Source organism: Salinimicrobium tongyeongense (assembly GCF_026109735.1).
Lineage (GTDB): Bacteria > Bacteroidota > Bacteroidia > Flavobacteriales > Flavobacteriaceae > Salinimicrobium > Salinimicrobium tongyeongense.
This window is the reverse complement of record NZ_CP069620.1, coordinates 2,705,617-2,732,033: the sequence shown is the minus strand read 5'-3', so window position 1 is coordinate 2,732,033 and position 26,417 is coordinate 2,705,617. Positions and strand designations below refer to the sequence as shown.

Below are 26,417 nucleotides of genomic sequence, written 5' to 3'. Positions count from 1 at the left end.
TTAAAAAATGACATTTTTGAAGGTGCATAAAACTATAAAATATTGGTAAAATAGTTTCCCGGAACCCTCATTAATTCTATTTTTGTTCAAAATTCAAGTATGCTTACAACAGATACAATTAAAGATCTTAAAGATCGCCTGGTTGCGTTAAGGAGGTATCTTTGACGTTGATGCCAAGAAAATAGAAATTTCAAACCTCCAGGAAAAAACCCTGGCTCCCGATTTCTGGAATGACCCAAAGAAGGCTGAACTTCTTCTGAAAGAACTCAATTCTGAAAAGAAATGGGTAGACGATTACGAAGAGGCTGTCACTCTTGTTGACGATCTCGAAGTGATCTACGAATTCTACAAAGAAGGGGAAGCCACGGCCGAAGATGTCGAGGAAAGACATGAGAAGTCCCGAAATCTTATAGAAGACCTGGAGTTCAAGAATATGCTTTCTGAAGAAGGCGATAACCTTAGTGCAGTACTGCAGGTCACTGCCGGCGCCGGCGGTACCGAAAGTTGCGACTGGGCCGAAATGCTGATGCGCATGTATTTGCGCTGGGCCGAAGACAGGGGCTACTCTGTACGGGAACTCAACTACCAGGCCGGCGAGGTTGCAGGAGTGAAAACGGTGACCATTGAAATTGAAGGTGAGTTTGCTTTTGGCTGGCTCAAAGGCGAAAATGGGGTTCACCGCCTGGTGAGGATCTCCCCTTTTGACAGTAACGCCAAAAGGCACACTTCATTTGCCAGCGTTTATGTTTATCCTCTTGCCGATGAAACCATTGAGATTGAGATCAACCCGGCTGATATTTCGTGGGAAACCATGAGATCATCGGGTGCGGGAGGTCAAAACGTGAACAAGGTGGAAACTGCCGTGAGGCTTAGGCACGCACCTTCGGGCATTGTAATAGAGAATTCCGAGACCCGATCCCAGCTTGACAATAAAACCAAAGCCATGCAGTTACTGAAGAGTCAGCTCTATGAAATTGAACTTCAGAAGCAACAGGCGCAGCGCAGGGAGATTGAAGATTCCAAAATGAAAATTGAATGGGGATCGCAAATCAGGAATTACGTGATGCACCCTTACAAACTTGTAAAAGACGTTCGCACCGGCGAAGAAACCGGAAATGTAGATTCGGTGATGGACGGCGACATTGACCAGTTCCTAAAGGCTTTTCTCATGATGATGGGACAGAAAACGGAAGAGTAATTTTTTATTGCCTATTGAATATTTTATATTAATCATTAGTAATTAGGGAATTTGATATTCCTAATTGTTTATTGTTAATTGAAAAAACATGATAAAGATCTACCACAATACCCGCTGCAAAAAATCTCGCGAAGGCTTACAGGTTCTGGAAGAATCGGGCAAAGATTTTGAAGTGCGGGAATATTTAAAGGATACACTGAGCGAAAAAGAAATTGCCGATCTTCTGAAGAAACTGAATATGGCGCCTATTGAACTGGTGCGCACCGAAGAAAAGATCTGGAAAGAGAATTACCGCGACCGCGACCTAAGCGATGACGAACTGGTTAGGGTAATGGCCGAAAACCCGAAGCTCATTCAGCGCCCCATTGTGGAGACAGAACACCATGCCGTTGTAGGCAGACCGGTTTCCAATATCGAGGAGATCATAAAATAAGGAGCATCAAAAATGGCATTTTTGACACATACCGGGACGCGCTTCCCGGTTTTTATTTTTGGTCCTGCCCAAATAGCAATGCGTAAATTTTACAGTAATTTCTGAAAGACGCAGGCTTCGGGCGGCCTGAAATATGCTGAATTCCAATTTTCTTATAGTCAATTTATCGTTAATAATCAATGATTTAAAACTAAAATCAGCTTTTTTCAGGAAAAAATTAAACCATTCCGGTTTTTATCTGTCCAAGAAAAAAAACCAAGTATGATAACGAGCACCTCCCGGCACCGAACCAGTGCCTTAATTTTTTCTTTCTTTTTTCTTCTTTCCATTTCAGCATTTGCACAGCTGCCCCAGTATGAAGTTTCGGGAAAAGTAACCGATGAGCAGGGTACTCCGCTGGAATACGCGACTATTTCCTTTCAAAGCACCAGTGAGCCTTCAAATGTTACGGGAGGGATTACAGATGCCCAGGGGAACTTCAACATAGACGTGCGCCAGGGAACATATAACATTACTGTAGAATTCATCTCTTTTGAACCTAAAACCTTCAAAAACCGCCAGGTGAACAAAGACCTGAGCATGGGAACCGTAAAGCTGGGAATGGCAGCCGGCGAACTTGAAGAAGTGGTGGTAACCGCCGAAACCACGCAGGTAGAAGTGAGGCTCGATAAGAAGATCTACAATATTGGGAAAGACCTTACCACTGCAGGTGGAACGGTGGCCGATGCCCTTAACAACGTGCCATCGGTATCGGTAGATATTGAAGGGGGAATAAGCCTTAGAGGGAACGAAAATGTGCGCATCCTTATTAACGGAAAACCTTCGGCCATGGCAGGATTTGGGAATACCGATGTGCTTTCGCAGCTTCCGGCAGATGCCATTGAGCGCGTGGAGGTGATCACCTCTCCTTCAGCAAGATATGACGCCGAGGGTACAGCAGGGATCCTCAACATTATCCTTAAAAAAGAAAAGACCCTTGGCTTTAACGGATCGGTTTCTGCAAGAGCCGGAGACCCCGACCAGCTTGGGCTTTCAGCAAACCTTAACCTTAGAAAAGATAAATTCAACATCTTTAACACCACCGGGTTCAGGTATTTTGACGCTCCAGGAAATGCCTTTTCAGACACTCGTTATTTGGAGTACACCGATGAAGACGGGAACCTTGTAAACCCTGCTAGCGAAAGGCTTGTGGAAGACCGAAGAATGGATCGCCTCAACCGAAATTTCTACACCAGCCTTGGGATGGAATATTACATCACCGATATGTCATCTATCACCGCCACAGGATTCTACAGGTATGGAGAAGATGAGGATATTACCACCAACCGCAGTACCGAATATTTCGAGGAAGGAATACTCAACACCGTACGTAGAGAAAACCAGGTTGAAGACGACAACAGTTACCAGTTCGCCTTGAATTACATCAATAAATTTGACGACAGCGGGCATGAACTAACGGCCGATATTCAATATGAGAGGGATATGGAAACCCAAACCGGAAACATCAATGAAAGTATCATTTCAAATACCTCTGAACTAGATCCCTTCTACCCGCTGGAACAAACCTTTACTGAAGAAACCCAGAATGAATTTTTGATACAGGCAGATTATGTAAGGCCAATTGGTGAGAATGCCCAGTTTGAAGCAGGTTACCGCGGAAGTTTTGAAGAAGAAGAGACCGATTATCAGCTTTTGCTTGAAAACAGGAACAGCGGAATCCTGGAGGTGAGTCCGCTTACCAACGTGTTCACTTATACCGAAAATGTAAACTCCCTTTATTCACAATACGGGAATAAGTTTGGTGATTTTTCTTTCCTTTTAGGCTTGCGATTAGAAAACACACAACTAAAAGGGAAAATTAATTCTGAACTTACCGAGGAAGAATTAAGAGAAGAGTTTTCAATACCTATAGACACAGATTTTGACAACAATTACCTGGGCTTGTTCCCTACCCTGAACCTCATCTACGAACTGGGAGATCGCGAAAACATCACTTTGGGGTACAACAGAAGGATCAACAGGCCACGCGGCTGGTTTATCAACCCTTTCCCTTCCAGGGCCAGTAGAACAAATATTTTTCAGGGTAACCCAAATCTTGAACCTGCATATTCAGATGCCTTTGACCTTGGGTATTTAAAAAGATGGGACAAACTCACCCTTACCTCATCTGTATACTATCAATACGAAACCGATTCTTTTGAAAGGGTAGAGCAAATCTCTACAGCTGCAGATAGCACCCAGGTGATAAGAACCATCCCCATCAATTTGGCTACCACCACACGAATTGGTGCCGAAGCCGGATTACTGTACAATCCTACCAGATGGCTGCGGTTGAACGGTAGCGTAAACTTCTTCCAGTTTGACACCGATGGCGATTATAATGGCGTTGACTACAGCGCAAAGAATACCAGCTGGTATGGAAGGTTTAGTTCTAAGGTATCGCTGCCGGCAAAAATAGACTGGCAAACCAATGCTTTCTACAGGGGTGCTTCGGAAGGAGCGCAAACAGAAACCAACGGCCTGTTCATGGTAGATATGGCCTTAAGCAAGGAATTGTTCAATGAAAAAGCCTCGCTCACACTTAACATCCAGGATCTACTGAACTCCCGAAAAAGAGATTCATTTACCGTAACCGAAAGGTTTGAGAGAGAGAGTGAATTTCAATGGAGACAGCGAAGCATCACCCTTTCGTTCACCTACAGGTTTAACCAGCAGCGCCGCGACCAGGAAAGACAGGGAAGAGACCAGGGCAATATGAATGGCAACATGGATGATGAAGGAGCAGGAGAGTTCTAGAAAAATTATTCAGGAATAAAAATATAAAAGCCGTCACAAAATGACGGCTTTTATATTTTTTGTAAGGCATTAAACGGCCATAAAAAAAAGGACTTGAAGTCCTTTTTTAAGCTTTTTCCCTCTCCAGGCGTTTCTTCTCTTTCTTTTCGTCGAGCATTTCTTTAACTGCGCCTCCTATCCAGTAAGGGATAATGGCAGTTAAGAATAGCATTACCCAGAACCCGATGAGTAATATAATAAGGAAAGCCAGAAAGCCTAAATATTGATCAAATTCAAACATGTGTCCTATTTTATTGAATCTTTGCCAAAGATAGAAACTCTAAGAAGTTATCGCAAAAGTTTTTATTTTATTTTTTCGGCAGCTGTAAGTTGAAAATATGAGCCGAAATTTTTACTGTTCATGGCCTAATTTTGTCTGGTTTTAAGTGCTTATAATTTATCGAAGATGTAAATTTGTAGTAAACCAATTAAATCATGGAATACAGAATAGAAAAAGATACCATGGGGGAAGTAAAAGTCCCTTCAGATAAACTTTGGGGAGCGCAAACCGAACGCTCCAGGAACAACTTTAAAATCGGTGCTCCCGGTTCAATGCCAATGGAGATCATTTACGGTTTTGCCTATCTTAAAAAAGCAGCAGCCTTTACGAACTGTGAACTTGGGGTTCTTTCGGTAGACAAAAGGGATTACATCTCAAAAGTTTGTGATGAGATCCTTGAAGGAAAGCACGATGACCAGTTTCCTCTGGTAATTTGGCAAACAGGAAGCGGCACGCAAAGCAACATGAACCTCAACGAGGTAATTGCCAACAGAGCCCAGCAACTTGCAGGAAGAACCATTGGCGAAGACGAGAAAGTGCTATCGCCAAATGACGATGTCAACAAATCTCAATCTTCTAACGACACCTTTCCTACCGGAATGCACATCGCCGTGTACAAGAAAATTGTAGAAGTGACCATTCCCGGAGTAAAAAAGCTCCGCAATACACTTAAAAAGAAATCGGAAGAATTCAAGGATGTGGTAAAAATTGGCCGCACCCACTTTATGGATGCCACTCCCCTAACTTTGGGGCAGGAATTCAGTGGATATGTTTCTCAACTTGACCACGGCCTCAATGCCCTTGAGAATACCCTGCCACACCTTTCTGAACTCGCCCTTGGCGGAACTGCAGTAGGGACCGGACTGAATACTCCAAAAGGTTATTCTAAACGCGTAGCCGAATTTATTGCGAAATTCACTGAACTTCCCTTTACCTCTGCTCCTAATAAGTTTGAAGCTTTAGCAGCTCACGACGCTTTTGTAGAAACCAGTGGTGCCTTAAAAACACTGGCAGTGTCTCTTAATAAAATTGCCAATGATGTGAGGATGCTTGCTTCTGGCCCAAGAAGCGGAATTGGCGAGATCCTCATCCCTGCCAATGAACCCGGATCTTCTATTATGCCCGGCAAGGTGAACCCAACCCAGGTAGAAGCCCTTACCATGGTTTGTGCCCAGGTAATTGGAAATGACGTCACTATTAACGTGGGCGGCATGCAGGGGCAATTTGAACTGAATGTTTTCAAACCCGTAATGGCAGCCAATATCCTGCAAAGTGCGCAGTTGCTTGGTGATGCCTGTGCCTCTTTCGACGAACATTGCGCCGCCGGAATTGAGCCAAACAAGCCAAGGATCCAGGAGCTACTCAATAACTCTTTGATGCTGGTTACTGCCCTTAACACCAAAATTGGGTATTACAAGGCAGCCGAGATTGCCAATACCGCTCATAAAAACGGAACCACCCTAAAAGAGGAAGCCGTTAACCTCGGGTATGTTACCGCCGAGGAATTTGACGAATGGGTAAGGCCCCAGGATATGGTTGGCAGTTTAAAATAACAAGTTAACTCCTTAAAAAAGAAGGTCTTCAAAAATGCCATTTTTGAAGACCTTCTTTTTTTTTACCAAATCTCATTAGCCGCTTCATCAACTTCAAAATAAAAATCATAATTTCACCACCTATTCCAAACAAATAATGACAACAAAAGTTGAGTTGAACTGCGGCGTGGTTTGGGTCCATGACAGGATCCTGATCAATGAAATGAACGAAGGCGCCTTACTTGACGTAGAGACCAACAGGAAGATCCTGCAAATTGGCACAGACAGCTTTGGGGGCAATTTTTTCGGCTATATTTCGCACAGGATACACTCTTATGCCGTAAACCCCATGGTGTACCGCGAATCTGCAGAGCACCCGCAGTTAAAAGCAATCGCCGTGGTTTCCGAAAATGCGCTCACCCGCCAAACAGCACGTGTAGAACGGCAATTTTATACCGATAAAAATTCCTTCGAGATCTTTAGTACTCTTGAAGAAGCTGAAGCCTGGATGACAGAGCAATTAAACACCTATTCAAAAGAAAAATCGCTTAAAGGGTAATTCTGAAGGAATTTTTTTGCCTTCTGAACAAAAGGTGCCATCACCACATCCTCTTTCACCAAAGGAACTTCTTTCCTGAATTCTTCAATTAATTTCTGAAGGAGGGGAGATGTCTTATAAGCCCCCCTGTACGAGAGTGCCTGCGAGGCATTATAGAGCTCTATTGCCAGGATGGTGCTCACGTTATCTACCACTTTCACCACTTTTGTTGCGGCATTCGCGCCCATGCTCACGTGATCTTCCTGCCCGTTAGACGACACAATGGAATCTACACTCGCAGGGCTGCAAAGTTGTTTGTTCTGGCTCACAATACTGGCGGCGGTGTACTGCGGAATCATGAATCCGCTGTTAAGTCCCGGGGCATCAACCAGAAATGCCGGTCCGCGCAAACCAGATACCAGCTGGTAGATCCTTCTTTCTGAAATACTGCCCAGCTCGGCCATGGCAATAGCCAGGTAATCTAAGGACAAAGCCAACGGCTGCCCGTGAAAATTCCCTCCCGAAATAATCTTATTGGCATCAGCAAAGATATTTGGGTTATCGGTAACCGAATTAATTTCGGTCTTAAAGCATTTGTACACAAAATCGAGCGTGTCTTTGCTGGCGCCATGCACCTGCGGGATACACCTGAAGGAGTACGGGTCCTGCACGTTTTGCTTTACCTGTTTGGCAATTTCACTTCCGGCAAGGATCTTCCTGATCCTTTCGGCGGTTTTCACCTGCCCGCGATGTGGCCGTACCAGATGCACCAGCTCATCAAAAGGGGCAATATTACAATCAAACGCATCAACCGACAGGGCTCCTATCACATCGGCCCAAATTGAAAGCCGGTTAGACTGAAGCAGGGCGTAAACTCCATGCGCACTCATAAACTGGGTACCGTTAAGCAGTGCCAGGCCCTCTTTAGATTGCAAGGTGATGGGTTTCCAGCCGAATTTCTTCAGCATTTCTTCGGAAGGAATAATTTCTCCATTGAGATAAACCTCTCCTTTCCCAATCAACGGAAGCGAGAGGTGCGCCAGGGGGGCAAGGTCGCCCGAAGCGCCTAAAGATCCCTGTGAATACACCACCGGCAGCACATCTTCATTGTAAAAATCTATAAGCCTGTTCACGGTTTCCAGAGAAACTCCCGAATGCCCGTAGCTTAATGATTGAATTTTCAACAATAACATCAACCTGATGATAGGTTTTGATACCTTCTCCCCTGTTCCGCAGGCGTGAGACATCACCAGGTTCTCCTGAAGTTTTGTAAGGTTTTCTGAAGAGATCTTGACATTGCACAAAGAACCAAAACCGGTATTGATCCCGTAAATGGGGCTTTTGTTCTCTTTCATTTTTTGATCGAGATACTTCCTGGCTTTCTCAATCTGGTAAACAGCCTCTTCACTAAGGGCAAGGCTTTTCTTGTTTTCAATGATCTCCCTTATTTCTTCAATATCGAGAACTGAAGAACTTATATAATGACAATCTCTCATTAGGAATAGTTGGTTTTTTGGGTTTCAAAAAGGTCAAAAATTGCAGCTCCTGTATTTTTTGCAATATCCCCTGCCACCACACCTTCATAGCTGAATCTTTCGGCGGCGATATCTCCGGCTTTTCCATGCAGGTATACTCCCAGGATGGTAGCGCGCAAAGGTTCATAGCCCTGGGCAACAAGCGCACTCAGCACTCCCGTCAACACATCTCCGCTACCGGCAGTGGCCATGCCAGGGTTGCCGGTAGTATTGATAAAAAGGTCGTTTGGAGTTACTGTAAAGGTATAGGTGCCTTTTATAAGCAGGATTACTTTATGTTTTTTGGTGAAAGCCCTGGCTTTATCGAGTTTTTCGAAATCATCTTTCCAGGGGCCAATAAGTCTTTCCAGTTCTTTGGGATGAGGCGTTAAGATACTGCCTTCGGGTAAAAGCTCGAGTAAATCGCCATTTTTGGAAAATATATTAAGTCCGTCGGCATCTATGACCATCGGCTTTTTGTACTTCTTCAGTAGTTGTTCAAAAGCTTCAACAGTTTCTTCTTTTGTGCCCACTCCCACACCAAATGCTATCACATCGGGATCAAGGTCAAATTCGATGTTGGTGAGGATCTCGTTATGCAGATCGGTGATCACCATGGCTTCAGGAAGTGCGGTTTGCAGGATATCATAGCCGCATTTTGGCGCATATACAGTGACCAGGCCTGCACCTGCACGCAGTGCGGCGGTGGCCGTGAGGCAAACACTGCCAATTTTACCATAACTTCCGCCAATAATAAGCGCATGGCCATATGTCCCTTTGTGGGTGAACCTTTGGCGTGGCTTGTAAAGGGCACGTGCTTCGGCTTTCCCAATCAATTCGGCTGCTGCGGGGGCATCTTTTATAAATTCGGGATCAAGGCCTATATCCAGAATTTGAAGGTCGCCAACAAAAGGCGCTGTACCGGGCAGGTAAAATGCCATTTTTGGCACCTGAAAGCTAATTGTGTAACTGGCCCTAATGACCGATTCCATATTTTCTACCGCGGCATCGGCCATAAGGCCCGAGGGCATATCTATGGCCAGCATAAAAGCCCCCGAAGCATTAATGTGCTTTACCAGCCCTGCGACCCAGCCTGGCAGCGGCCGATTCAAGCCCACCCCAAAGATGGCATCGACAACAAAATCGCCGTATTTTATTTGGGGAAGGTCGTCATCAGCTTTGAGAAGAACAGGCCAGTTTTTCGAGAGGTTTTTTACCCGATCGTAATTCACGAGAAAATCCGGCGAGCGTTGATCGCTGTAGTTTACAATATATATAGTGACATCGTAGCCCGCTTCTATCAACTGCCGCCCCACCACAAGCCCGTCCCCTCCATTGTTCCCAATTCCGCAGAAAATTTTAACGGGAATTGGCGCAGCCTGCAGGCGTTTATGGATCTCGTCAAAGACAAGCGTGGCGGCTCTTTCCATTAATTCGGTGGAAGAAATCCCCTGCTTTTCAATAGTCAGTTTATCGGCCTGCTTTATTTGTTTGGCACTAAGGATCTTCATGAATTGCTTTTTTGAAAAAGTTACACAAATATAAAATTTCCTTTGGCCCCAGCCTTTGCCTTATCTATTTCTATTGAAAATTTCCGCATTAACCGCCCTATCCTTACTGAATTTAATAAATTTGCGGAAAATAAATTTTAAATGAAGAATACAGCACTTACCTCTACTCATATAGAACTTGGAGCCAAAATGGTTCCCTTTGCGGGCTACAACATGCCTGTTTCCTATGAAGGTGTAAATATTGAACACGAGACCGTGAGAAAAGCGGTAGGTGTATTTGACGTTTCGCACATGGGCGAGTTCCTTATCACGGGAGAGAACGCCCTGGCCTTGATCCAGAAAATTGGGTCTAACGACGCTGCAAAACTTACCGACGGCAAGGCCCAGTACAGCTGCATGCCCAATTCCGATGGCGGAATTGTAGACGATCTTATTATTTATCGCTTTAACGAAGAGAAATACCTTCTTGTGGTTAATGCTTCCAATATCGAAAAAGACTGGAACTGGATTTCCCAGCACAACACGATGGACGCTACCATGCGCGATCTTTCAGATGAGTATTCACTGCTCGCCATACAGGGGCCAAAAGCCGCCGAAGCCATGCAGTCTCTCACCAATGTAGATCTTTCAGCAATAAAATTCTACACGTTTCAGGTGGCAGCTTTTGCAGGAGCCGAAAATGTGATCATCTCGGCCACCGGCTATACCGGCAGTGGCGGTTTCGAGATATATGTAAAAAACGATGATGCCCAGCGCGTTTGGGACCGCGTTTTTGAAGCAGGAGCCGGTTACGGGATTAAACCCATAGGCCTTGCTGCCAGAGATACTCTGCGCCTCGAAATGGGCTTTTGTCTCTACGGAAATGACATTGATGATACTACCTCCCCAATTGAAGCCGGGTTGGGCTGGATCACCAAATTCACCAAAAACTTTGTTAACTCTGAAGCCCTTAAGGAACAAAAAGAGAATGGGCCAACGCGTAAACTGGTGGGCTTTGAGCTTAATGAACGCGGAATTCCGCGCCAGGGTTACGAGATTGTAGATGAGAGTGGCAAGGTTATTGGCAATGTAACTTCCGGAACCATGTCGCCGTCTCTTGAAAAGGGAATTGGAATGGGATATGTTCCCACCGAGTATGCCACGCCGGGAAGTAAAATTAATATTCAGATTCGCAAAAAAGCTCTTCCTGCCACAGTGGTAAAAATGCCATTTTATAAAGGATAGTTTTTGAAGAAAATTTTGATCTTAGGGGGAAGCGGCTTTATAGGGAATGCCCTTTATAAAGAGCTTTACCCCTATTTTGATACGCACGCCACCTACCGTACCGAAAATGCGTTTTTTGAAAAGAACCAGAAGTTCCACCAGTTTGACCTGGAGCGGGAAAGTATAGGCATTCTCCTGGAAAACCTGCGTCCAAATGTTATAGTCTCTGCCCTGCGCGGAAACTTTCTGGCCCAGGTACACACCCACTTTGAGATCATAGACTACCTGCTGAACAACAAGAATTCAAAGCTTATTTTTCTGTCTTCGGCCAATGTCTTTGATGCTTTCACCAATTACCCGTCTTACGAATACGACAAAACCCTGTCTCAAAGTGTCTACGGAAGGTTTAAAATTAAGATCGAAAATGCGCTCCTGCGACTGCCAAACCACAAATATGTCATTGCGCGTTTGCCTATGGTCTTTGGAGCCAGTTCGCCACGTATTGCCGAGATAAAAAGGCAGCTGCAGGAGCACGAAGCCATTGAAGTTTTCTCAAACGTGGTGGTAAACGCCACTTTTGATACAAAAGTGACCCAGCAGCTGCACTACATCATAAACCGGAACAAACAGGGGGTGTTCCATTTAGGCAGCAACGACCTTATTCACCACAACGACCTTGTGGCCGAGATCTGTGAAACCCTGGGAGAAAAAAAGCCTTTGCTTAAAAACGTCTACGATTCAAACTTTGACCGGTTTCTTGCCGTAATCCCCAAAGACAACCTGCTGCCAAAGAACCTGCAGATCTCGATCCAGGAAGTGGTGGCCAGTACTTTGGTTTCCTAGCTGTTAATATTCTACTAATTCATCTTTCTGCGCGCCGAGCTTGTTTAACTTTAAACAATTAAAATTCAGGAATTATGCAGATTTTAGATGACAATGAGATCAGATCAAAGCTTGAAGAGCTGGAAGGCTGGGAGTATAAAGATGATGCCATTCACACCAGCTTTCAGTTCGAGAACTTTAAAGAAGCATTCTCGGTGATGGTTAGGATTGCTTTTGAAGCCGAAGCCCAGCAGCATCACCCCAACTGGACGAACGTCTACAACGAACTTCAAATTTCGCTCTCTACACACGATGCCGGCGGTGTGACCCAGAAAGATTTTAAACTCGCCCGAAGCATTGAAGATATTATAGGTACAGGCGAATAATCTTTTTTAGGAGCTTGATGTTTTTTCCTATTTTTACCCCTCAATTAATAGATTAAAATGGGAAGAGCATTTGAATTCAGGAAAGCGCGTAAAATGAAGCGGTGGTCTGCTATGGCCAAGGCTTTCACCCGCATTGGGAAAGACATAGTAATGGCTGTAAAAGAAGGTGGCCCCGATCCCGATACCAACTCCAGGTTGCGGGCGGTGATCCAGAATGCCAAGAGTGTTAACATGCCCAAAGACAATATTGAGCGGGCCATAAAACGCGCTTCCGATAAAAGCCAGGGCGACTACAAAATCGTACTTTTTGAAGGTTATGCGCCACACGGTATTGCCGTGCTGGTAGAAACTGCTACAGACAATAATAACCGCACGGTTGCCAATGTGCGTTCGTACTTCAATAAATGCGACGGGAACCTGGGAACTTCGGGCTCGGTAGAATTCATGTTTGACCATACCTGTAATTTCCGCATCGACAAAGATAACCTTGATGCCGAAGAACTTGAACTGGAACTGATAGATTTTGGTGCCGAAGAAGTTTTTGAAGATGAAGACGGAATCATCATCTATGCGCCTTTTGAAGCATTTGGAGCCCTTCAGAAGGAACTCGAAAGCAGGGATATCGAGATCATCTCCTCCGGCTTTGAGTATATTCCGCAGGTAACAAAACCGCTATCTCCCGAAGAAGCCGCCGATGTGGAGAAACTTCTTGAAAAGCTGGAAGAAGATGATGATGTACAGCACGTGTACCACACCATGGAAGAAACAACTGAAGAGGAGGCGTAAATAAGAGGCACTCCCGCAGTTAGCATATATATTCTGAAGTAATTTTAGAATCCTTTAAATTTATATCGCTCCTGAATATTTAGGAAGACAGAAACGAGGCTGTCTTAAAAGTTGTCAAAAATGTCATTCTGAAGGTATTTTTCAGGATCTTACAAACTGATTTTCAGAAGCAAAAAGATTCAGAAATAATTTAGAAAGATAGCATTAGAGCTTTTAAGGAAGCCTCTTTAGTTTCAAAAAATTATGAATACCGATTCCCACCGGCAGGCCATAAAAGCCTCTTACTACAGCATTGCCGGCAATGCCGCGCTGGCCATCATCAAAGGCATCACCGGTGTTTTTGGGAATTCGTACGCCCTTATTGCCGATGCCATAGAATCTACCACCGATGTGTTTTCGAGCCTGCTGGTACTTTTTGGATTAAAATATTCGGCCCGGCCGGCCGATGAGAACCACCCCTACGGGCATGGACGGGTGGAGCCGCTTATCACCTTTGCCGTGGTAGGGTTTTTAGTAGTTTCGGCTACCGTAATTGTGATGGAGAGCATTGAGAACATTCAAACTCCTCATAAAGTGCCCAAACCCTACACGCTGGTAGTGTTAACGGCAATTATACTTACCAAAGAGATCTTTTACAGGTTTATCAATAAAAAAGGGGAAGAGACCAACAGCAGCTCGCTCAAGGCCGATGCCTGGCACCATCGCAGCGACGCCATCACCTCCCTCATGGCTTTTATTGGTATTGCCATTGCCCTCTTTATGGGAAAAGGATACGAAACAGCCGATGACTGGGCGGCACTTTTTGCTTCGGGCTTTATACTCTACAACGCTTACCTTATTTTAAGACCAGCCCTTGGTGAAATTATGGATGAACACCTTTATGACGACCTGGTGGATGAAATTCGCGAGGTCTCAAAAAAGGAAAAAGGCGTGATTGAAACTGAAAAATGCTTTGTACGCAAAACCGGAATGACTTATCATGTAGACCTGCATGTTATTGTAGACGGTGAACTTACGGTCAACGAAGGTCACGAAATTGCCCATAATTTAAAAGACAGGCTGCAAAGGGAGATCCCGGAACTAGCCGATATCCTGATCCACATAGAACCTCACGACACAGAGCATTCTTAAAAATGCCATTTTTGGCAGCTATTTTCCTCTTCAGTCTGACCGGTCTTCCTAAAAAAAACTTAATCCCCGCTGCTTCTCATTTGTGTCGGCATCATTTCCCTATCTTTATGGGATAATCAGGAAATTTAAATTTTTAATGGATACAAGATTAGCGGTATTAATAGACGGTGACAATATTCCTTCGGCCTATGTAAAAGAAATGATGGAAGAGATTGCCAAGTACGGCAACCCTACTATAAAAAGGATCTACGGCGACTGGACCAAGCCACACCTGGCAAAATGGAAGAATGTACTGCTCGAAAATGCCGTTACACCCATACAGCAATACGGCTACACCCAGGGCAAAAATGCGACCGATTCTGCCATGATCATAGATGCCATGGATATCCTGTATTCACAAAAGGTCGACGGATTTTGCCTGGTTTCCAGTGACAGCGATTTCACAAGACTCGCCACCCGCCTTAGAGAAGCCGGAATGAACGTGATTGGCATTGGAGAGAAAAAGACCCCCGATCCTTTTATCGTTGCCTGCGACCGGTTTATTTATATTGAAATCCTGAAAAACCAGACGAAGGAATCGAGTAAGGAGAAAGAGACTAAGAAGAGTGATTATGACAAGATCACCAATAAGGTCATCAAATTAATCGCGTCTACGATCTCTGATGTTGCCGATGATGACGGCTGGGCTTTCCTGGGAGATGTAGGAAGCCTGCTGCAAAAGAAGCAACCTAATTTTGACTCCCGTAACTACGGATTTCAAAAGTTAACCCCAATGATAAGTTCCATAGCCAAATTTGAAATTGAATCTAGGGAAAACCAGGGCCGTGGAAAATATAAACTCATTTATGTAAGGAATAAAGAGTAAGAAATTGAATAATGAATATTGATTATTGAATATTTGACTATCAACTACTGACTATTGACTACTGACTATTGAAATATGAGGACCATTAAAAGAACATATAAAGCAGAGTACCGGCCCATTGCCGATCTCATCACCTATTCGCCTATGCCCACGCGGTCTCTGCGGATGATTGATCCTTTTCTCTTTCTCAACCATCACGGGCCGCAGCGGTATTCACCGGGAAACAATGGGCTGCCTTTTGGGCCGCACCCGCATCGGGGGATGGAAACAGTAACTTTTATCCTTGATGGCGACATTGCCCATAAAGACTCAGGCGGAAACAACAGCGTCATTGAAAGTGGCGGCGTACAATGGATGACTGCCGGGAAAGGTCTTATTCACGCCGAAGTTTCTTCGGAAAAATTCAAAAAGGAAGGTGGGCCGTTAGAGATCCTTCAGCTGTGGGTGAATTTACCGGCGAAGTTAAAAATGACACCACCAACTTACAAGGGGCTTCAAAAAGGGGAAATTCCGGTGACATTTTCCGAAGACAAAAAAGTAAAAGCCCAGGTAATTTCAGGGGATTTATACGGTACCAAAGGTCCTTTTGATACTCCCACAGAGATACACCTAAGTACCCTTTTCTTTGAGCCCGAAGGTGTTTTTAGTACTCGGGTGCCGGCTGAGCACAATATTCTTTGTTACGTGATAAAAGGAGAAATAAAGATTAACGGAGAGATCATCCAGTCCCTTCATCTCGTAGAATTTAATAATGACGATGAAAACCTGCGCATGGAAGCCCTGGCAGAAAGTATTGTCTTGTTTGGTCACGCAAAACCTTTTAACGAACCCGTAGTAGCCCAGGGTCCTTTCGTGATGAACACACTCGAAGAAATTGACCAGGCCTACACCGATTATCAACAGGGAAAATTTGAGTAAGGTTTAAGGAAAGGCTGTTTAAAAATACTTTTTAAACAGCCTTTTTTTCGTAGATATTTAAAAGAGTTTTTTTTTATTTGGGTTTAAATATTTTTTAATCTTTTGCCCCTAGAGCCATTGATGGTATTGTGGTCTGTTCTTTTGTCTGCTAAACCACATGAATTGTACATTCTCCTGCAGGGCCTCCCAATTTTTACTGAGGAATAAATATTCCGAAGGTAAGAGTTAATCACACCCCTCCTTTATAGCTCCTCCTTAAAACACTACCACTTAAAAATTCAACTATAATATTGAAAAACCGGACAGGATGTTTTATATAACCAGATCATCATAGCCGGAAGGAATTAGTCTTAAAAGCTACTTATGTGCTCATGATCTAAAATAATCAGCTATAATTTTTTACAAAAAAAGACCGTCAAATGACGGTTTTTTTATAAAAATTTCCGAAGAAACCTACCAGAAAATAGCGTACAGCATGGTCACGATTAATAAGATCGCAAAGGCACCAATATTAAAAGCTGGTCCGGTTTTAAAGAGTTTTTTCGTAATGATGATCGCCTTTGGATGGGTGGCACCCTTATTCTCGTAATAGCTTAAGGCCACCATAATAGCCATGGTAAGTATCCAGGTGATAAACATCTGGTGCATGAACGGCAGTTCTACAAAAAACGGACTGTCAATCCAGCCTGAAGGGCCTACTTTAAAGTAGAGGGCGATAGGTATAGAGGCCAGTACCCCAAAAATAGCCGCATTGTTGGTCGTTTTTTTCCAGAACAAGCCCAGCATGAACACGGCCAGGATCCCCGGGCTCACTACCCCTGTGTACTCTTGGATGTACTGGAAAACCTGCCCCAGGCTTCTTAGCTGGGGTGCAAGAATCACTGCGATGATTAGGGCTAGAGTAGCCGAAAGCCTTCCTACGGTCACAAGGCGCTTTTCAGAAGCTCCTTTCTGTATGTACGGCTTATAGATGTCCATTGTAAAGATGGTTGCGGTGGAATTCAGCATAGAGGCGATCGAAGAAACGATGGCCGCCGCAAGAGCCGCCAGCACCAGGCCTTTTAAGCCCACAGGCACAAATTCTTTTATAAGCCATGGGAAAGCATTGTCATTGATGATCCTGCCGCCTTCAGCAATAAAAGAAGGATCGGTGTATTCAGGTCCAAAAGCGCCGCCCGGCCCTGTGTTCATCACGTAAGCGATGATTCCCGGCACCACTACGATCAACGGGATTAAAAGTTTAAGGAACCCTGCGAGAATAATCCCTTTTTGAGACTCCCGTAAACTTTTTGCTGCAAGGGTTCTTTGAATAATGTACTGGTTAAAGCCCCAGTAATAGAGGTTTGCCACCCACATCCCGCCAAGTAGAACGGCCAGCCCCGGAAGATCCCACCAGGCATCTTTTCCGCCGGGGGTAATAATCTCTCCTTTTTCAAGGATCATAGAGAATTTTTCGGGAACCTGCTCGTACACGCTAACAATTCCGGAGATAATTCCGCCGTCTTCAGACACGTGTGACAGGCCTATATAGGTGGTGATCAACCCTCCTAAAATGAGAAGAACCACCTGCACAACATCGGTCCAGGCAACGGCGGCAAGCCCGCCATACAAAGAATATGCAGCGGCAAAAAGCGCAAGCCCAATAATTGAATACAGGAAGATAGAACCGTCTCCAGAACCTACAATGGTGTCTAAAGCTGTGGCACCCAGGTAAAGTACCGATGTAAGGTTAACGAATATAAACAGGGCGATCCAGAAGACCGCAAGTATGGTTTTTAAATTTGTGCTGTACCTTACCTCTATAAATTCTGGAATGGTGTACAGCCCTTTTTCAATAAAAATGGGAAGAAAATATTTTCCCACAATGATAAGGGTAATAGCCGCCATCCATTCATAAGACGCAATGGCAAGCCCAATCGCAAAACCGGAACCCGACATTCCAATAAACTGTTCTGCGGAAATATTAGCCGCAATAAGCGAGGTACCTATCGCCCACCAGGGCAAAGATTTACTGGCCAGGAAGTAATCTTCTGAAGTATTTCCCTTGCCACGGGAGACCCAAAGGCCAATCCCAATGATCATCAACGCGTAAGCGGCAAAAATCAGCTTATCGAGTAAAGCGAATTCCATAAGAAAAAAATTAAGGAGAATTAATGCTTACAGGCAGTTCGCACAGGCAAACCTACCTACTAAAATTTTGTTAAATATAAGAGTTTAACCAGAATAAAGGTAAGTTTTACAGTTAAAATTTTGAACCGGCGGTAAACCTCCATGTAGTCTTATTTTCGTAAACTTCTCCCTTTCGCAATCTAACATCCGGAAAATGCTCATGATGAGGCGCATCAGGAAATTTTTGCGTCTCAAGACATACTGCCGCACGTTCTGCCCCAACTTTGGTGGCATACTCCCAGTCTGCAGGTAAATCTTCGGGAACATACACCACTACTGCCGGCTGGTTGGTTTCCACCTCCAGCTTGAGACCCGATTTATCTCCCTCTAATGTTATGTTCTTTCCACTCCCGTTTAGTTTAAAAACGGTATCTAGCGGCACTTCGCCTATTAAAGACGATTCTCTGAAATCAAACTCTGTACCCGTCACCTCGGTCAAATTCCCAGTAGGCACCAGGTGAGCATCTGACTCCAGGAAGGAATCTGCAGGAAGCTGAAGCCTGTGCCCGTTCACATCGCCGCGACCATTCAGGTTGAAATATGCGTGGTTGGTGAGATTCACTACGGTCTCTTTATCGGTTTGGGCGCGGTAGTCAACCTGCACTTCATTGTCTTCAGTAAGTGTATATTTTACCTGCACAGTGAGGTTTCCGGGATACCCTTCTTCCCCATCGGGTGAAATATATTCGAGCAGCACGTATGGGTCCTGCCCTTCTCCCTGCTCTATGAGCTTCCAGAACTTGTATGAAAATCCGTGCTTGCCCCCGTGAAGATGTACACCGTTTTTCTCAAAAAGTTTGTACGTTTCCCCATTGAGGGAGAACTGGCCTTTTGAAATTCGGCCGGCATAACGGCCCACCGAGGCGCCAAAGAATTTTCCACGCTCGTGGTAGATCCCGCTAAGGTAATCTTCAGGCTGCGATGGCCCCACAACTACGTTGATGCCTTTAATTGTTAAACTGAAAATAGTCGCCCCAAAATTGAGGATTTCCAGTTCAGTCCCCTGCTGATTTTTAAGTTTTATGAGTGTTAACTCTACTGCTGTGTCTTTTGTTTTCAAGCTTGTTTATTTTTAACCCATTCTACAACCAGTTCTTCAAGTATGTTGAGCGGGACAGACCCGTTAGTGAGAACCACATCATGAAACTCCCGGATATTAAATTCATCCCCCAACTCTTTTTTTGCATATTCCCGAAGTTCCAGGATCTTGTTCATTCCAATTTTATAGGCAGTGGCCTGTCCCGGCATTACAATATGCCGTTCTACCATCTTCACCGCGTCGCTTTCGGCATTGGGGGAGTTCTCCACGTAATAGTCTATCGCCTCATCTCTCGTCCATTTTTTGGCGTGGATCCCGGTGTCTACCACCAGCCTAATGGAACGCCAAAGCTCCATAGCCAGCCTTCCGAAATCGGAATAAGGATCTTCATAGAAACCTATTTCTTTCGGCACCAGTTCGCTGTAAAGCCCCCAGCCTTCAATGTAAGCTCCATACCCGCCTATTTTCCTGAACATGGGCAGGCTGTCAAGTTCCTGCGCTATGGCCAGTTGCATGTGGTGACCGGGAATTCCTTCATGAAAGGCCAGTGCTTCCATCTGGTAGGTGGGCATTGCCTCCATGTCGTATAGATTGGCGTAATAGGTACCGGGGCGGGAACCGTCTATTGCCGGCTGCTGGTAAAATGCCTTCCCGGCACTTTTCTCCCTAAAAGGCTCAACAGCCTTCACCACAATATCAGCCTCGGGTTGGGTCAAAAAGAGCTCATCGAGACGGGCCTTCATCCTGTTAATGACAGCTTTGGCTTCAGTTAAATACTGCTGCCTGCCTTCTTCTGAATTTTCATAGTAAAACTGCCCGTCTTCGCGCATAAACTGGAAAAAATCTTTCAGGCTGCCGTCAAAGCCCACCTGCTTCATAATATCTTCCATTTCCTTATGAATACGCGCCACTTCGCTAAGGCCAATTTCGTGGATCTCTTCAGCAGATAAATTGGTAGTGGTAGTTCTCTTCAAAGCATTTTCATAAAAGGCTTTTCCCTTCGGAAATTTCCAGGCCCCGTGATCGGCTGTGGCGCGTTGTTGCTGGTCCTTCAGCTTTGCAATAAGATTCTCGTAAGCCGGTTTCATCGAAGTGAGCAGTGCCTGCTGCGCCTTCAGAATCAGCTCATCTTTCTGGCTTTCTGAAACCTCCAGCTTTTCTACTTTACTCCTAAAATCTTCCAAAAGTGTACTTGCTTCAGCCGATTTCTCAAAAGGGCGTCCTTTCAGGAGGTTTTGTGAAGCCTCAACCGTGTGGGCAAACACGAAGGCCGGCGGCATGATCTGGTTCATTTCCCGCAGCTCCAGCCCTTTTATCACGTCTTCCATTACTGAAGGAAATTTGTTAAGCCTCGCGATATAGGCTCTGGCATCGCTCACCGAATCGATTTTGTGCATATTGATCAAAAATGCGGGCAACTGCACATGAACCCCAAACATTTGGTTTACGGGGTAATTGTAAAGCCTGAAATCGTAGTCTTCAATCTCGTTTTCAAGCTGTTGGCGGTAGAGTTTATAACTGAGAGCTGCCTGCCCTTCAAGAGCTTCAGGATTTATTTCATCTTCAAGAAAGGCAAGTCTTTTTTTGGCCTTTTTGAGATCTTCGGCATAGCGCAGGTGCGAAAAATCGTCCCAGGCGTCATAATTTGTTTTTATCCCCAGGCGGGTTTGCAGCATGGGTGAATCTGCAAGATCTTTCTGAAATTCCTCTTCAAAAAAGGCATTTAGCTGTGCTGTTTCCTGCTGAATTTCTTCCGAAGTGATCTCTGCTTCTCCTGAAGTATTCCTGCAGGCAGAAAAACCGGTGAAGATAAGCAGGGAAAGTAGTATTTTGAAGCTTTTGATTCTCATAAGCGCTATAATTTTATGCTGAAAAACGAATGTTGAAAGTAAGAAATTAACTGCAATCGCGCAGCGGCAGGTAGAAAGAAAAAGAGGTGTTAAAAATGTCATTTTTAACACCTCTTAAAGCTATTCGAGTATTGAAAATATGATTTGTGAATCGTGGAAGACCTTGTGTTCCTGTTTCTGGAAATCTTCTTCTTCGGCTTCAAAAATATTGTCGACGTAAGTCTGCGGATTCCTGTCAATTAACGGGAACCACGTGCTTTGCACCTGTATTTGCAGCTTGTGGCCTTTTTTGAAGGTGTGGTGCACATCCTGAAGCTGCAGGTTTACTTCAGTCTTCTGGTTGGGTTCAAAAGGCTCGGGATTCGAAAAACTGTTCCTGAACCTGCCCCTTATAACTTCGCTGCGCACCATCAAGTGATAATTGCTCATCGAGAGATAATCCTGTGTTTCTTCAAAATCTTCGGCATCTGGTGGAAAAACGTCAACTAGCTTCACCACCCAGTCGGCCGCCGTTCCGGTGGTTGCCACCTGCAATTTTGCCAGCACTTCTCCGGCGAGCGTGAGATCTTCCTCTAAAACTTCAGTTTCATACACCAGTACATCGGGGCGGCGTGCTGCAAACCTTTGATCGTCGGTCATATACTTTCGCGGGGTGAAAACCATTTTGATATCTTCAGAATAAGGCACAGGTTTCGCCGGGTCGCTTATGAACGTTTCGGCACCAGTGCTAACAGCGGGAGCAGCTGCAGGCCCTGCAATTAGCTGCTGATTATCACCAAGGTAAAAGGCTTTCTTTTTTGCCATTTTTGGGGGCCAGGCTTCATAGGTTTTCCATTGCATCAAACCGGTATCGAACATGTAAGCTTCAGGAAGCGCGAGCGGTTCATCTGGGTCTCCTTTCAAAAAGTGGTTAAAGAAGATGGTCTCCACTTCTTTCTGGTAATTTTCAGAAATATTATCGCCAAAATACACATTCCCGATAGCCTGCCGCTCCTTTTTGCGGGCCCAATCGCCATGGCTCCAGGGACCCATCACGAGCATGTTGTAGGTATCGCTGTTCTTCTCTATGGTCTTGTAAATATTGAAGGGGCCGTAAAGGTCTTCAGCATCAAATAAGCCGCCCACAACCATTACCGCAGGTTTAATATTGTTTAAATGCTGAATAATTCCGCGTTTTTGCCAGAACTCATCATAATTTGGATGTTCCTTGAGCTGTTGCCAGAAAACATTGTCTTCTCCATAGTATTTATCGAGGTTTTTGAGAGGCCCCGCATCGAGGAAGAACTGGTATTGATCTTTGGTATTGAGCTCCGGGAAAGAATACCAGGCAGTATCGCTGGGCGTACTTTTTTCATAGCCAAAAACAGCAGTAGCCCTCCAGTAGCTCAACATATAGGCGCCGTTGTGGTGAAAATCATCGAAGAAGAAATCCCCGATGGATGCCTGCGGGGAAACCGCTTTTATTGCCGGGTGATTGGCCAGAAGGGAATAAGTAGCGTAAAAACCGGGATAGGAAATACCCCAGAGGCCAACGCGGCCATTGTTGTTCTTTACATTCTTCACTAGCCATTCTACAGTGTCATAAGTATCGCTGGCCTCATCGAATTGCTTTCCTTTTTTCTTCGGAATAAAAGCCCGCATATTGTCGTAAACCCCTTCGCTCATCCACCTTCCGCGCACATCCTGGTACACGAAGATATTCCCCTGTTTCATCAAATATTCATTGGGCCCCAGCTGCGAACGAAACTGCCCTTGGCCGTATGGCCTCGAACTATAAGGAGTACGGGTGATGAGAATTGGATATTCTTTGGAAGTATCTTTAGGCGAAAAGATGGTGGCATGAAGCTTTGTGCCATCCCGCATGGGAATAACCACCTCCTGCTTGGTGTAGTGGTCTTTAACCTCATAGTTGGTCGCGTTTTGTGCAAATGCACGGCTGCCAAGCAGCACAAACAGCACCGGCAGGAAATAAATTTTAATAAATCTCATCTGTAAGCTTAGTTTTGAAGTCCCTAAAGATAGAAATTCCTGTCAAAACCCGGCTGCCAATGAACTTACCGGGCATTAAATTCTTCTACTCCCTGCCTGAGCCAGGCCGCAAACTCTTCTGAATCGGGCGTATAACCAACCGGCTGGTTGAGCATATTCATGTTGTGGTCTAGCAGAACGTAAAACGGCTGGGAGTTATTCCGGAAGTTAAGGGTTTGAAAAGTGGCCCATTTGTCTCCAATGGTTTTTATCTCCTTTATACCGCCGGTAGGTTTCTGGTAATTGAACTTCTGATCTTTGGGCAGCTCTTTGCGGTCGTCTACATAAAGGGAAATGAGCACAAATTCATCCTGCATGAGGTCAAAAACTTCAGGGTCACTCCACACCTGCTCTTCCATTTTTCGGCAGTTCACACAGGCCCAGCCGGTAAAATCGAGAAGAATGGGTTTATTTTCAGCTTTTGCTGCCGCAACGCCTTCTTCAAAATCTTTATACGCCTTAAGACCTAAAGGCCCGTCTGTTTCTTTTTCATAGATACTGTAAAACAAAGGTGGCGGGAAACCACTTAGAAGTTTAAGGTTGGCTGCAGGCGTGTTGGTGAGGCCCGGAACGAGGTAAACCACAAAGACCAGGGTGGCAATACCCAGCAGCAATCTCCCTTTACCCAGTTTCGTTTTTGGCCCATCATGAGGAAAACGCAGCAGCCCGAACAGGTACAGCAGCAGGCCGAGGCCTACCACGATCCAGATGCCAATGAAAATTTCCCTTTTTAGGAGCCCCCAGTGCTGCACAAGATCGGCGTTGGAAAGGAACTTAAATGCCAGTGCCAGTTCGATGAACCCAAGCACAACTTTTACCGAATTGAGCCAGCCGCCGCTTTTTGGCAGTGAATTGAGCCAGTTGGGAAAAAGTGCAAACAAGGCAAACGGAAGCGCAAGGGCCAGGCCAAAACCTCCCATCCCAAAAGACAACTGGGTTGCACCCCCATCGGTAGTAAGGGAACTTCCCAGCAGAGACCCTAAAATAGGCCCTGTACACGAGAAAGAAACCAGGGCGAGGGTTAGCGCCATAAAGAAAACGCCTATAACCCCTCCAAAGCTGGAAGCCTTGTCGTCCATCTTATTGCTCCAGGAACTGGGCAGCGTGATCTCGTAATACCCAAAAAATGAAAAGGCGAAGAAGATAAAGATCACGAAGAAGATAATATTCAATGTGGTGTTGGTAGAAATATTGTTGAGGATACCGGGATCTAGCGAATCCAGCAGGTGGAACGGCAAACTGAGCAAAAGGTAGATCAGGAATATGAATACCCCGTACATGATGGCATTTACCAGGCCTTTTCTGCGTGTTTTCGCGCCTTTGGTAAAAAAGGAAACGGTTAGGGGAATCATTGGGAACACACAGGGCGTGAGCAGGGCGATGAGTCCGCCAATGAAACCAAGGAAGAAAATGGTACTGTAATTATGCTCTTTTTCATCGGCAATATCGACTCCGCCCACTCCTTTTACATCAATATTCAGGGCTTCGGTAAGCCGCTGATCTTTATCTGAGACCTCGAGGTCTGTAAAACCTTCCTCTACCCGATTTTCTCCAATATTGAAGCTGAAGCGTTCTGTTTCGGGCGGCAGGCATTTCTCATCGTCACAAACCGAAAAATAAACTTCCGCAGTGATCAGCAGTTCAGTGGCATCAAGCACCCTGATCTTCTGCTTAAAGACTGCTTCCTTTTCAAAATAGGTGATATCGGCTTCAAAAACTGCATCGTAGAGTGCCGGAACATCAGGCTCAACGGTAGGCCCCACCAGTTCATATTTTTCGGGAGCCTCAGAAAAAGTAAAAGCTGTAGGGATGGGCGCAATGTCAATCTTCACTTCTTCCTGGGAATACAAATGCCAGCCGGGTTCCAGAAATGCCTTAAACACGAGCTGATATACAGAGTCGTTCTCCTGCTCCAGGCTGGCCTCCCACTCTATGGGGTCTTCCATTCCCTGCCCCAGGTTATTGGGGTCAAATATCTGGGCCTGGGCATTAAAAAAACCTAAAAAGAAAACGATTAAAAATAGGGGTGATCTCATGGTGTGTAACTTAATCTCAAAATTTCCCGGGTACTGTCTTCAACGGCAAAGCGGGCATCGGCACGGTAATTTATAACCCAAACAATATCCTGCCCCGAACAGAGTAGCCAGCAATTTTCCTTTTGTGGCAAAGATAACTTCTCATCTTTGAAAAACTTGCTAATTTTTTTCTTCCCTTTCATCCCGAACGGGTAAAAATAATCGCCCTGCTGCCACCTTCTTACCACCAGCGGAAACTGCAACTTTTCCCGGTCAATAAAAATTGTGCCGGCTTCGGTTTTTTCAACTTCTTCGTCCAGTTCAAAATGAAAAGTCCCCATAGGCAGCATCACTACTTCTTCATCTTCTTTGATGGTGTACTTCCTATCATCTTGTGACGGAAGCAGGGTAAGCAGCAAATCTTCCCGATCTTTTATAAGCCTGTGGGTTTTGGAGTAAACGATTTTTCCCGGCTGTGCAGTGAGCAGGCCATGTACATCGTCCCATTCGGTGAAGCCAAAAGTTTTAAAAAGTTCGTACATCACCGCCTTGGTATTGGGCAGGGTCCTTAGCAGTTTGACTTTGAAAGAATATCCGTAGGCTTCCTGCTTTGCCACTTTCGGAAAGATGACCGAAACATAATCTTCTATGAGCTTTGAACTCTGCTGCAGGTGACGGCGTGTATTTTCAAAACTTTCAAGCAACTGCGGATTCAATTCGAGAAGTTTGGGAATCACTTCCAGCCTCACTTTATTCCTGAAATATTTAGTGGAAGCATTACTGCTGTCTTCCCGCCATTGCAGTTGATGTTCCCGGGCATAATTTTCAATGTGCGCCCTCGAAAATAGCAGTAACGGCCGAACGACAAACTCATTCACCTGTGGAATTCCCGTAAGGCCTTCAATACCGGTACCCCTTATAAAATTAATGAGCACGGTCTCAAGATTGTCATTGGCGTGATGGGCCGTAAAAATATGGTCAAACTGCAGGGTTTCGCGCAGCTCCTTAAACCAGTTATACCTTAGCTCGCGCGCGGCCATTTGTACCGAGATTTTTTTCCCGGCCGCATAAGCTTCGGTTTCAAAGCTCTCTATAAAGACTTCGGTTTCGAGGGCGTCGGCCAGTTCCAGGACAAAAGCTTCATCGGCATCGCTCTCGTCACCTCTCAGGTTAAAATTGCAGTGGGCAAGGGCCATTTCCAGGCCTGCCTGTTTGCATAAATGGGCGAGCACAACACTGTCTACCCCACCGCTCACGGCCAGTAGGACCCTACGTTTAAAAGTTTTAGGAAACAGCTCCTGCAGGTGTTTTTTAAAGGCTGACAGCATAAGCTCAAAGATATCAAATTGCATGGGTTGCAGGGC

Annotated in this window: 21 protein-coding genes; 12 read left to right on the top strand and 9 right to left on the bottom strand. The window is 45.1% G+C overall.

Translation table 11 applies throughout. The features are described 5' to 3' along the window. Window positions 1–99 precede the first annotated feature (99 nt). From prfB to JRG66_RS12090, 3 genes are all read left to right on the top strand, one after another. Window positions 100–1,198, top strand: a protein-coding gene (gene prfB, locus JRG66_RS12100; RefSeq protein ID WP_265163025.1) for a peptide chain release factor 2 whose coding sequence is annotated in 2 segments (ribosomal slippage) — window positions 100–162 and window positions 164–1,198 — 1,098 coding nt in all. Because the reading frame shifts where the segments join, the coding sequence is not laid out codon by codon here. A gap of 88 nt (window positions 1,199–1,286) precedes the next feature. After that, window positions 1,287–1,631, top strand: a complete 345-nt coding sequence (arsC, locus tag JRG66_RS12095) for an arsenate reductase (glutaredoxin) (RefSeq protein WP_265163024.1) — start codon at window positions 1,287–1,289, stop codon at window positions 1,629–1,631. 261 nt (window positions 1,632–1,892) lie between these two features. Beyond that, window positions 1,893–4,427, top strand: a complete 2,535-nt coding sequence (locus JRG66_RS12090; RefSeq protein ID WP_265163023.1) for a TonB-dependent receptor — start codon at window positions 1,893–1,895, stop codon at window positions 4,425–4,427. Window positions 4,428–4,533: 106 nt separating this feature from the next. Here JRG66_RS12090 and JRG66_RS12085 read toward each other — a convergent pair whose 3' ends face one another. Further along, window positions 4,534–4,707, bottom strand: a complete 174-nt coding sequence (locus JRG66_RS12085) for a hypothetical protein (RefSeq protein WP_265163022.1) — start codon at window positions 4,705–4,707, stop codon at window positions 4,534–4,536. A 194-nt stretch (window positions 4,708–4,901) separates the two neighbouring features. On the opposite strand from JRG66_RS12085, the gene fumC reads away from it, so the two are divergent. Then, entirely contained in the window at window positions 4,902–6,299 is a 1,398-nt protein-coding gene (fumC, locus tag JRG66_RS12080) for a class II fumarate hydratase (RefSeq protein WP_265163021.1), read from the top strand. A 136-nt stretch (window positions 6,300–6,435) separates the two neighbouring features. After that, window positions 6,436–6,837: a hypothetical protein gene (locus JRG66_RS12075; protein WP_265163020.1), complete on the top strand. Its 402-nt coding sequence runs from the start codon at window positions 6,436–6,438 to the stop codon at window positions 6,835–6,837. Here JRG66_RS12075 and hutH read toward each other — a convergent pair. Both hutH and JRG66_RS12065 read right to left on the bottom strand, forming a co-directional pair. Next, window positions 6,807–8,312 carry a histidine ammonia-lyase gene (gene hutH, locus JRG66_RS12070; protein WP_265163019.1) on the bottom strand — a complete coding sequence of 502 codons (1,506 nt, stop codon included), beginning with the start codon at window positions 8,310–8,312 and terminating at the stop codon, window positions 6,807–6,809. The two genes, JRG66_RS12075 and hutH, sit on opposite strands and share 31 nt — an antisense overlap. Next, complete coding sequence (locus JRG66_RS12065; RefSeq protein ID WP_265163018.1) at window positions 8,312–9,841, bottom strand: NAD(P)H-hydrate dehydratase; 1,530 nt, start codon at window positions 9,839–9,841, stop codon at window positions 8,312–8,314. The genes hutH and JRG66_RS12065 overlap by 1 nt, the downstream gene beginning before the upstream one ends. 141 nt (window positions 9,842–9,982) lie before the next feature. On the opposite strand from JRG66_RS12065, the gene gcvT reads away from it, so the two are divergent. The 7 genes from gcvT (at window position 9,983) to JRG66_RS12030 (ending at window position 15,952) form a co-directional block, all read left to right on the top strand. Then, on the top strand, window positions 9,983–11,065 hold the full coding sequence (gene gcvT, locus JRG66_RS12060) for a glycine cleavage system aminomethyltransferase GcvT (protein ID WP_265163017.1): 1,083 nt from the start codon (window positions 9,983–9,985) through the stop codon (window positions 11,063–11,065). Window positions 11,066–11,068: 3 nt separating this feature from the next. Then, window positions 11,069–11,887, top strand: a complete 819-nt coding sequence (locus JRG66_RS12055) for a sugar nucleotide-binding protein (RefSeq protein ID WP_265163016.1) — start codon at window positions 11,069–11,071, stop codon at window positions 11,885–11,887. 74 nt (window positions 11,888–11,961) lie between these two features. Further along, complete coding sequence (locus JRG66_RS12050) at window positions 11,962–12,252, top strand: 4a-hydroxytetrahydrobiopterin dehydratase (RefSeq protein WP_265163015.1); 291 nt, start codon at window positions 11,962–11,964, stop codon at window positions 12,250–12,252. A gap of 57 nt (window positions 12,253–12,309) precedes the next feature. Next, window positions 12,310–13,038 (top strand): YebC/PmpR family DNA-binding transcriptional regulator, encoded by a 729-nt coding sequence (locus JRG66_RS12045; protein ID WP_265163014.1) that lies wholly within the window; start codon window positions 12,310–12,312, stop codon window positions 13,036–13,038. A 243-nt stretch (window positions 13,039–13,281) separates the two neighbouring features. After that, complete coding sequence (locus JRG66_RS12040; protein WP_265163013.1) at window positions 13,282–14,169, top strand: cation diffusion facilitator family transporter; 888 nt, start codon at window positions 13,282–13,284, stop codon at window positions 14,167–14,169. 136 nt (window positions 14,170–14,305) lie between these two features. After that, window positions 14,306–15,034: an NYN domain-containing protein gene (locus JRG66_RS12035; protein ID WP_265163012.1), complete on the top strand. Its 729-nt coding sequence runs from the start codon at window positions 14,306–14,308 to the stop codon at window positions 15,032–15,034. A 75-nt stretch (window positions 15,035–15,109) separates the two neighbouring features. Beyond that, a complete protein-coding gene (locus tag JRG66_RS12030; RefSeq protein WP_265163011.1) occupies window positions 15,110–15,952 on the top strand; it encodes a pirin family protein in 843 nt (280 codons plus the stop codon). A gap of 453 nt (window positions 15,953–16,405) precedes the next feature. On the opposite strand, the gene JRG66_RS12025 is transcribed toward JRG66_RS12030, so the two are convergent. The 6 genes from JRG66_RS12025 to tilS all read right to left on the bottom strand — a co-directional run bounded on the left by JRG66_RS12025 (window position 16,406) and on the right by tilS (window position 26,405). Beyond that, on the bottom strand, window positions 16,406–18,082 hold the full coding sequence (locus JRG66_RS12025) for a sodium/sugar symporter (protein ID WP_265163010.1): 1,677 nt from the start codon (window positions 18,080–18,082) through the stop codon (window positions 16,406–16,408). Between the two features lie 112 nt (window positions 18,083–18,194). After that, complete coding sequence (locus tag JRG66_RS12020; protein ID WP_265163009.1) at window positions 18,195–19,181, bottom strand: aldose epimerase family protein; 987 nt, start codon at window positions 19,179–19,181, stop codon at window positions 18,195–18,197. After that, window positions 19,178–21,010: a DUF885 domain-containing protein gene (locus JRG66_RS12015; RefSeq protein ID WP_265163008.1), complete on the bottom strand. Its 1,833-nt coding sequence runs from the start codon at window positions 21,008–21,010 to the stop codon at window positions 19,178–19,180. The genes JRG66_RS12020 and JRG66_RS12015 overlap by 4 nt, the downstream gene beginning before the upstream one ends. A 120-nt stretch (window positions 21,011–21,130) precedes the next feature. Then, a complete protein-coding gene (locus JRG66_RS12010; RefSeq protein WP_265163007.1) occupies window positions 21,131–22,999 on the bottom strand; it encodes a CocE/NonD family hydrolase in 1,869 nt (622 codons plus the stop codon). Between the two features lie 65 nt (window positions 23,000–23,064). Further along, window positions 23,065–25,074 carry a protein-disulfide reductase DsbD family protein gene (locus JRG66_RS12005; RefSeq protein ID WP_265163006.1) on the bottom strand — a complete coding sequence of 670 codons (2,010 nt, stop codon included), beginning with the start codon at window positions 25,072–25,074 and terminating at the stop codon, window positions 23,065–23,067. Next, complete coding sequence (gene tilS / locus JRG66_RS12000) at window positions 25,071–26,405, bottom strand: tRNA lysidine(34) synthetase TilS (RefSeq protein ID WP_265163005.1); 1,335 nt, start codon at window positions 26,403–26,405, stop codon at window positions 25,071–25,073. Before tilS ends, JRG66_RS12005 begins: the two co-directional genes overlap by 4 nt. Window positions 26,406–26,417: the final 12 nt, after the last annotated feature.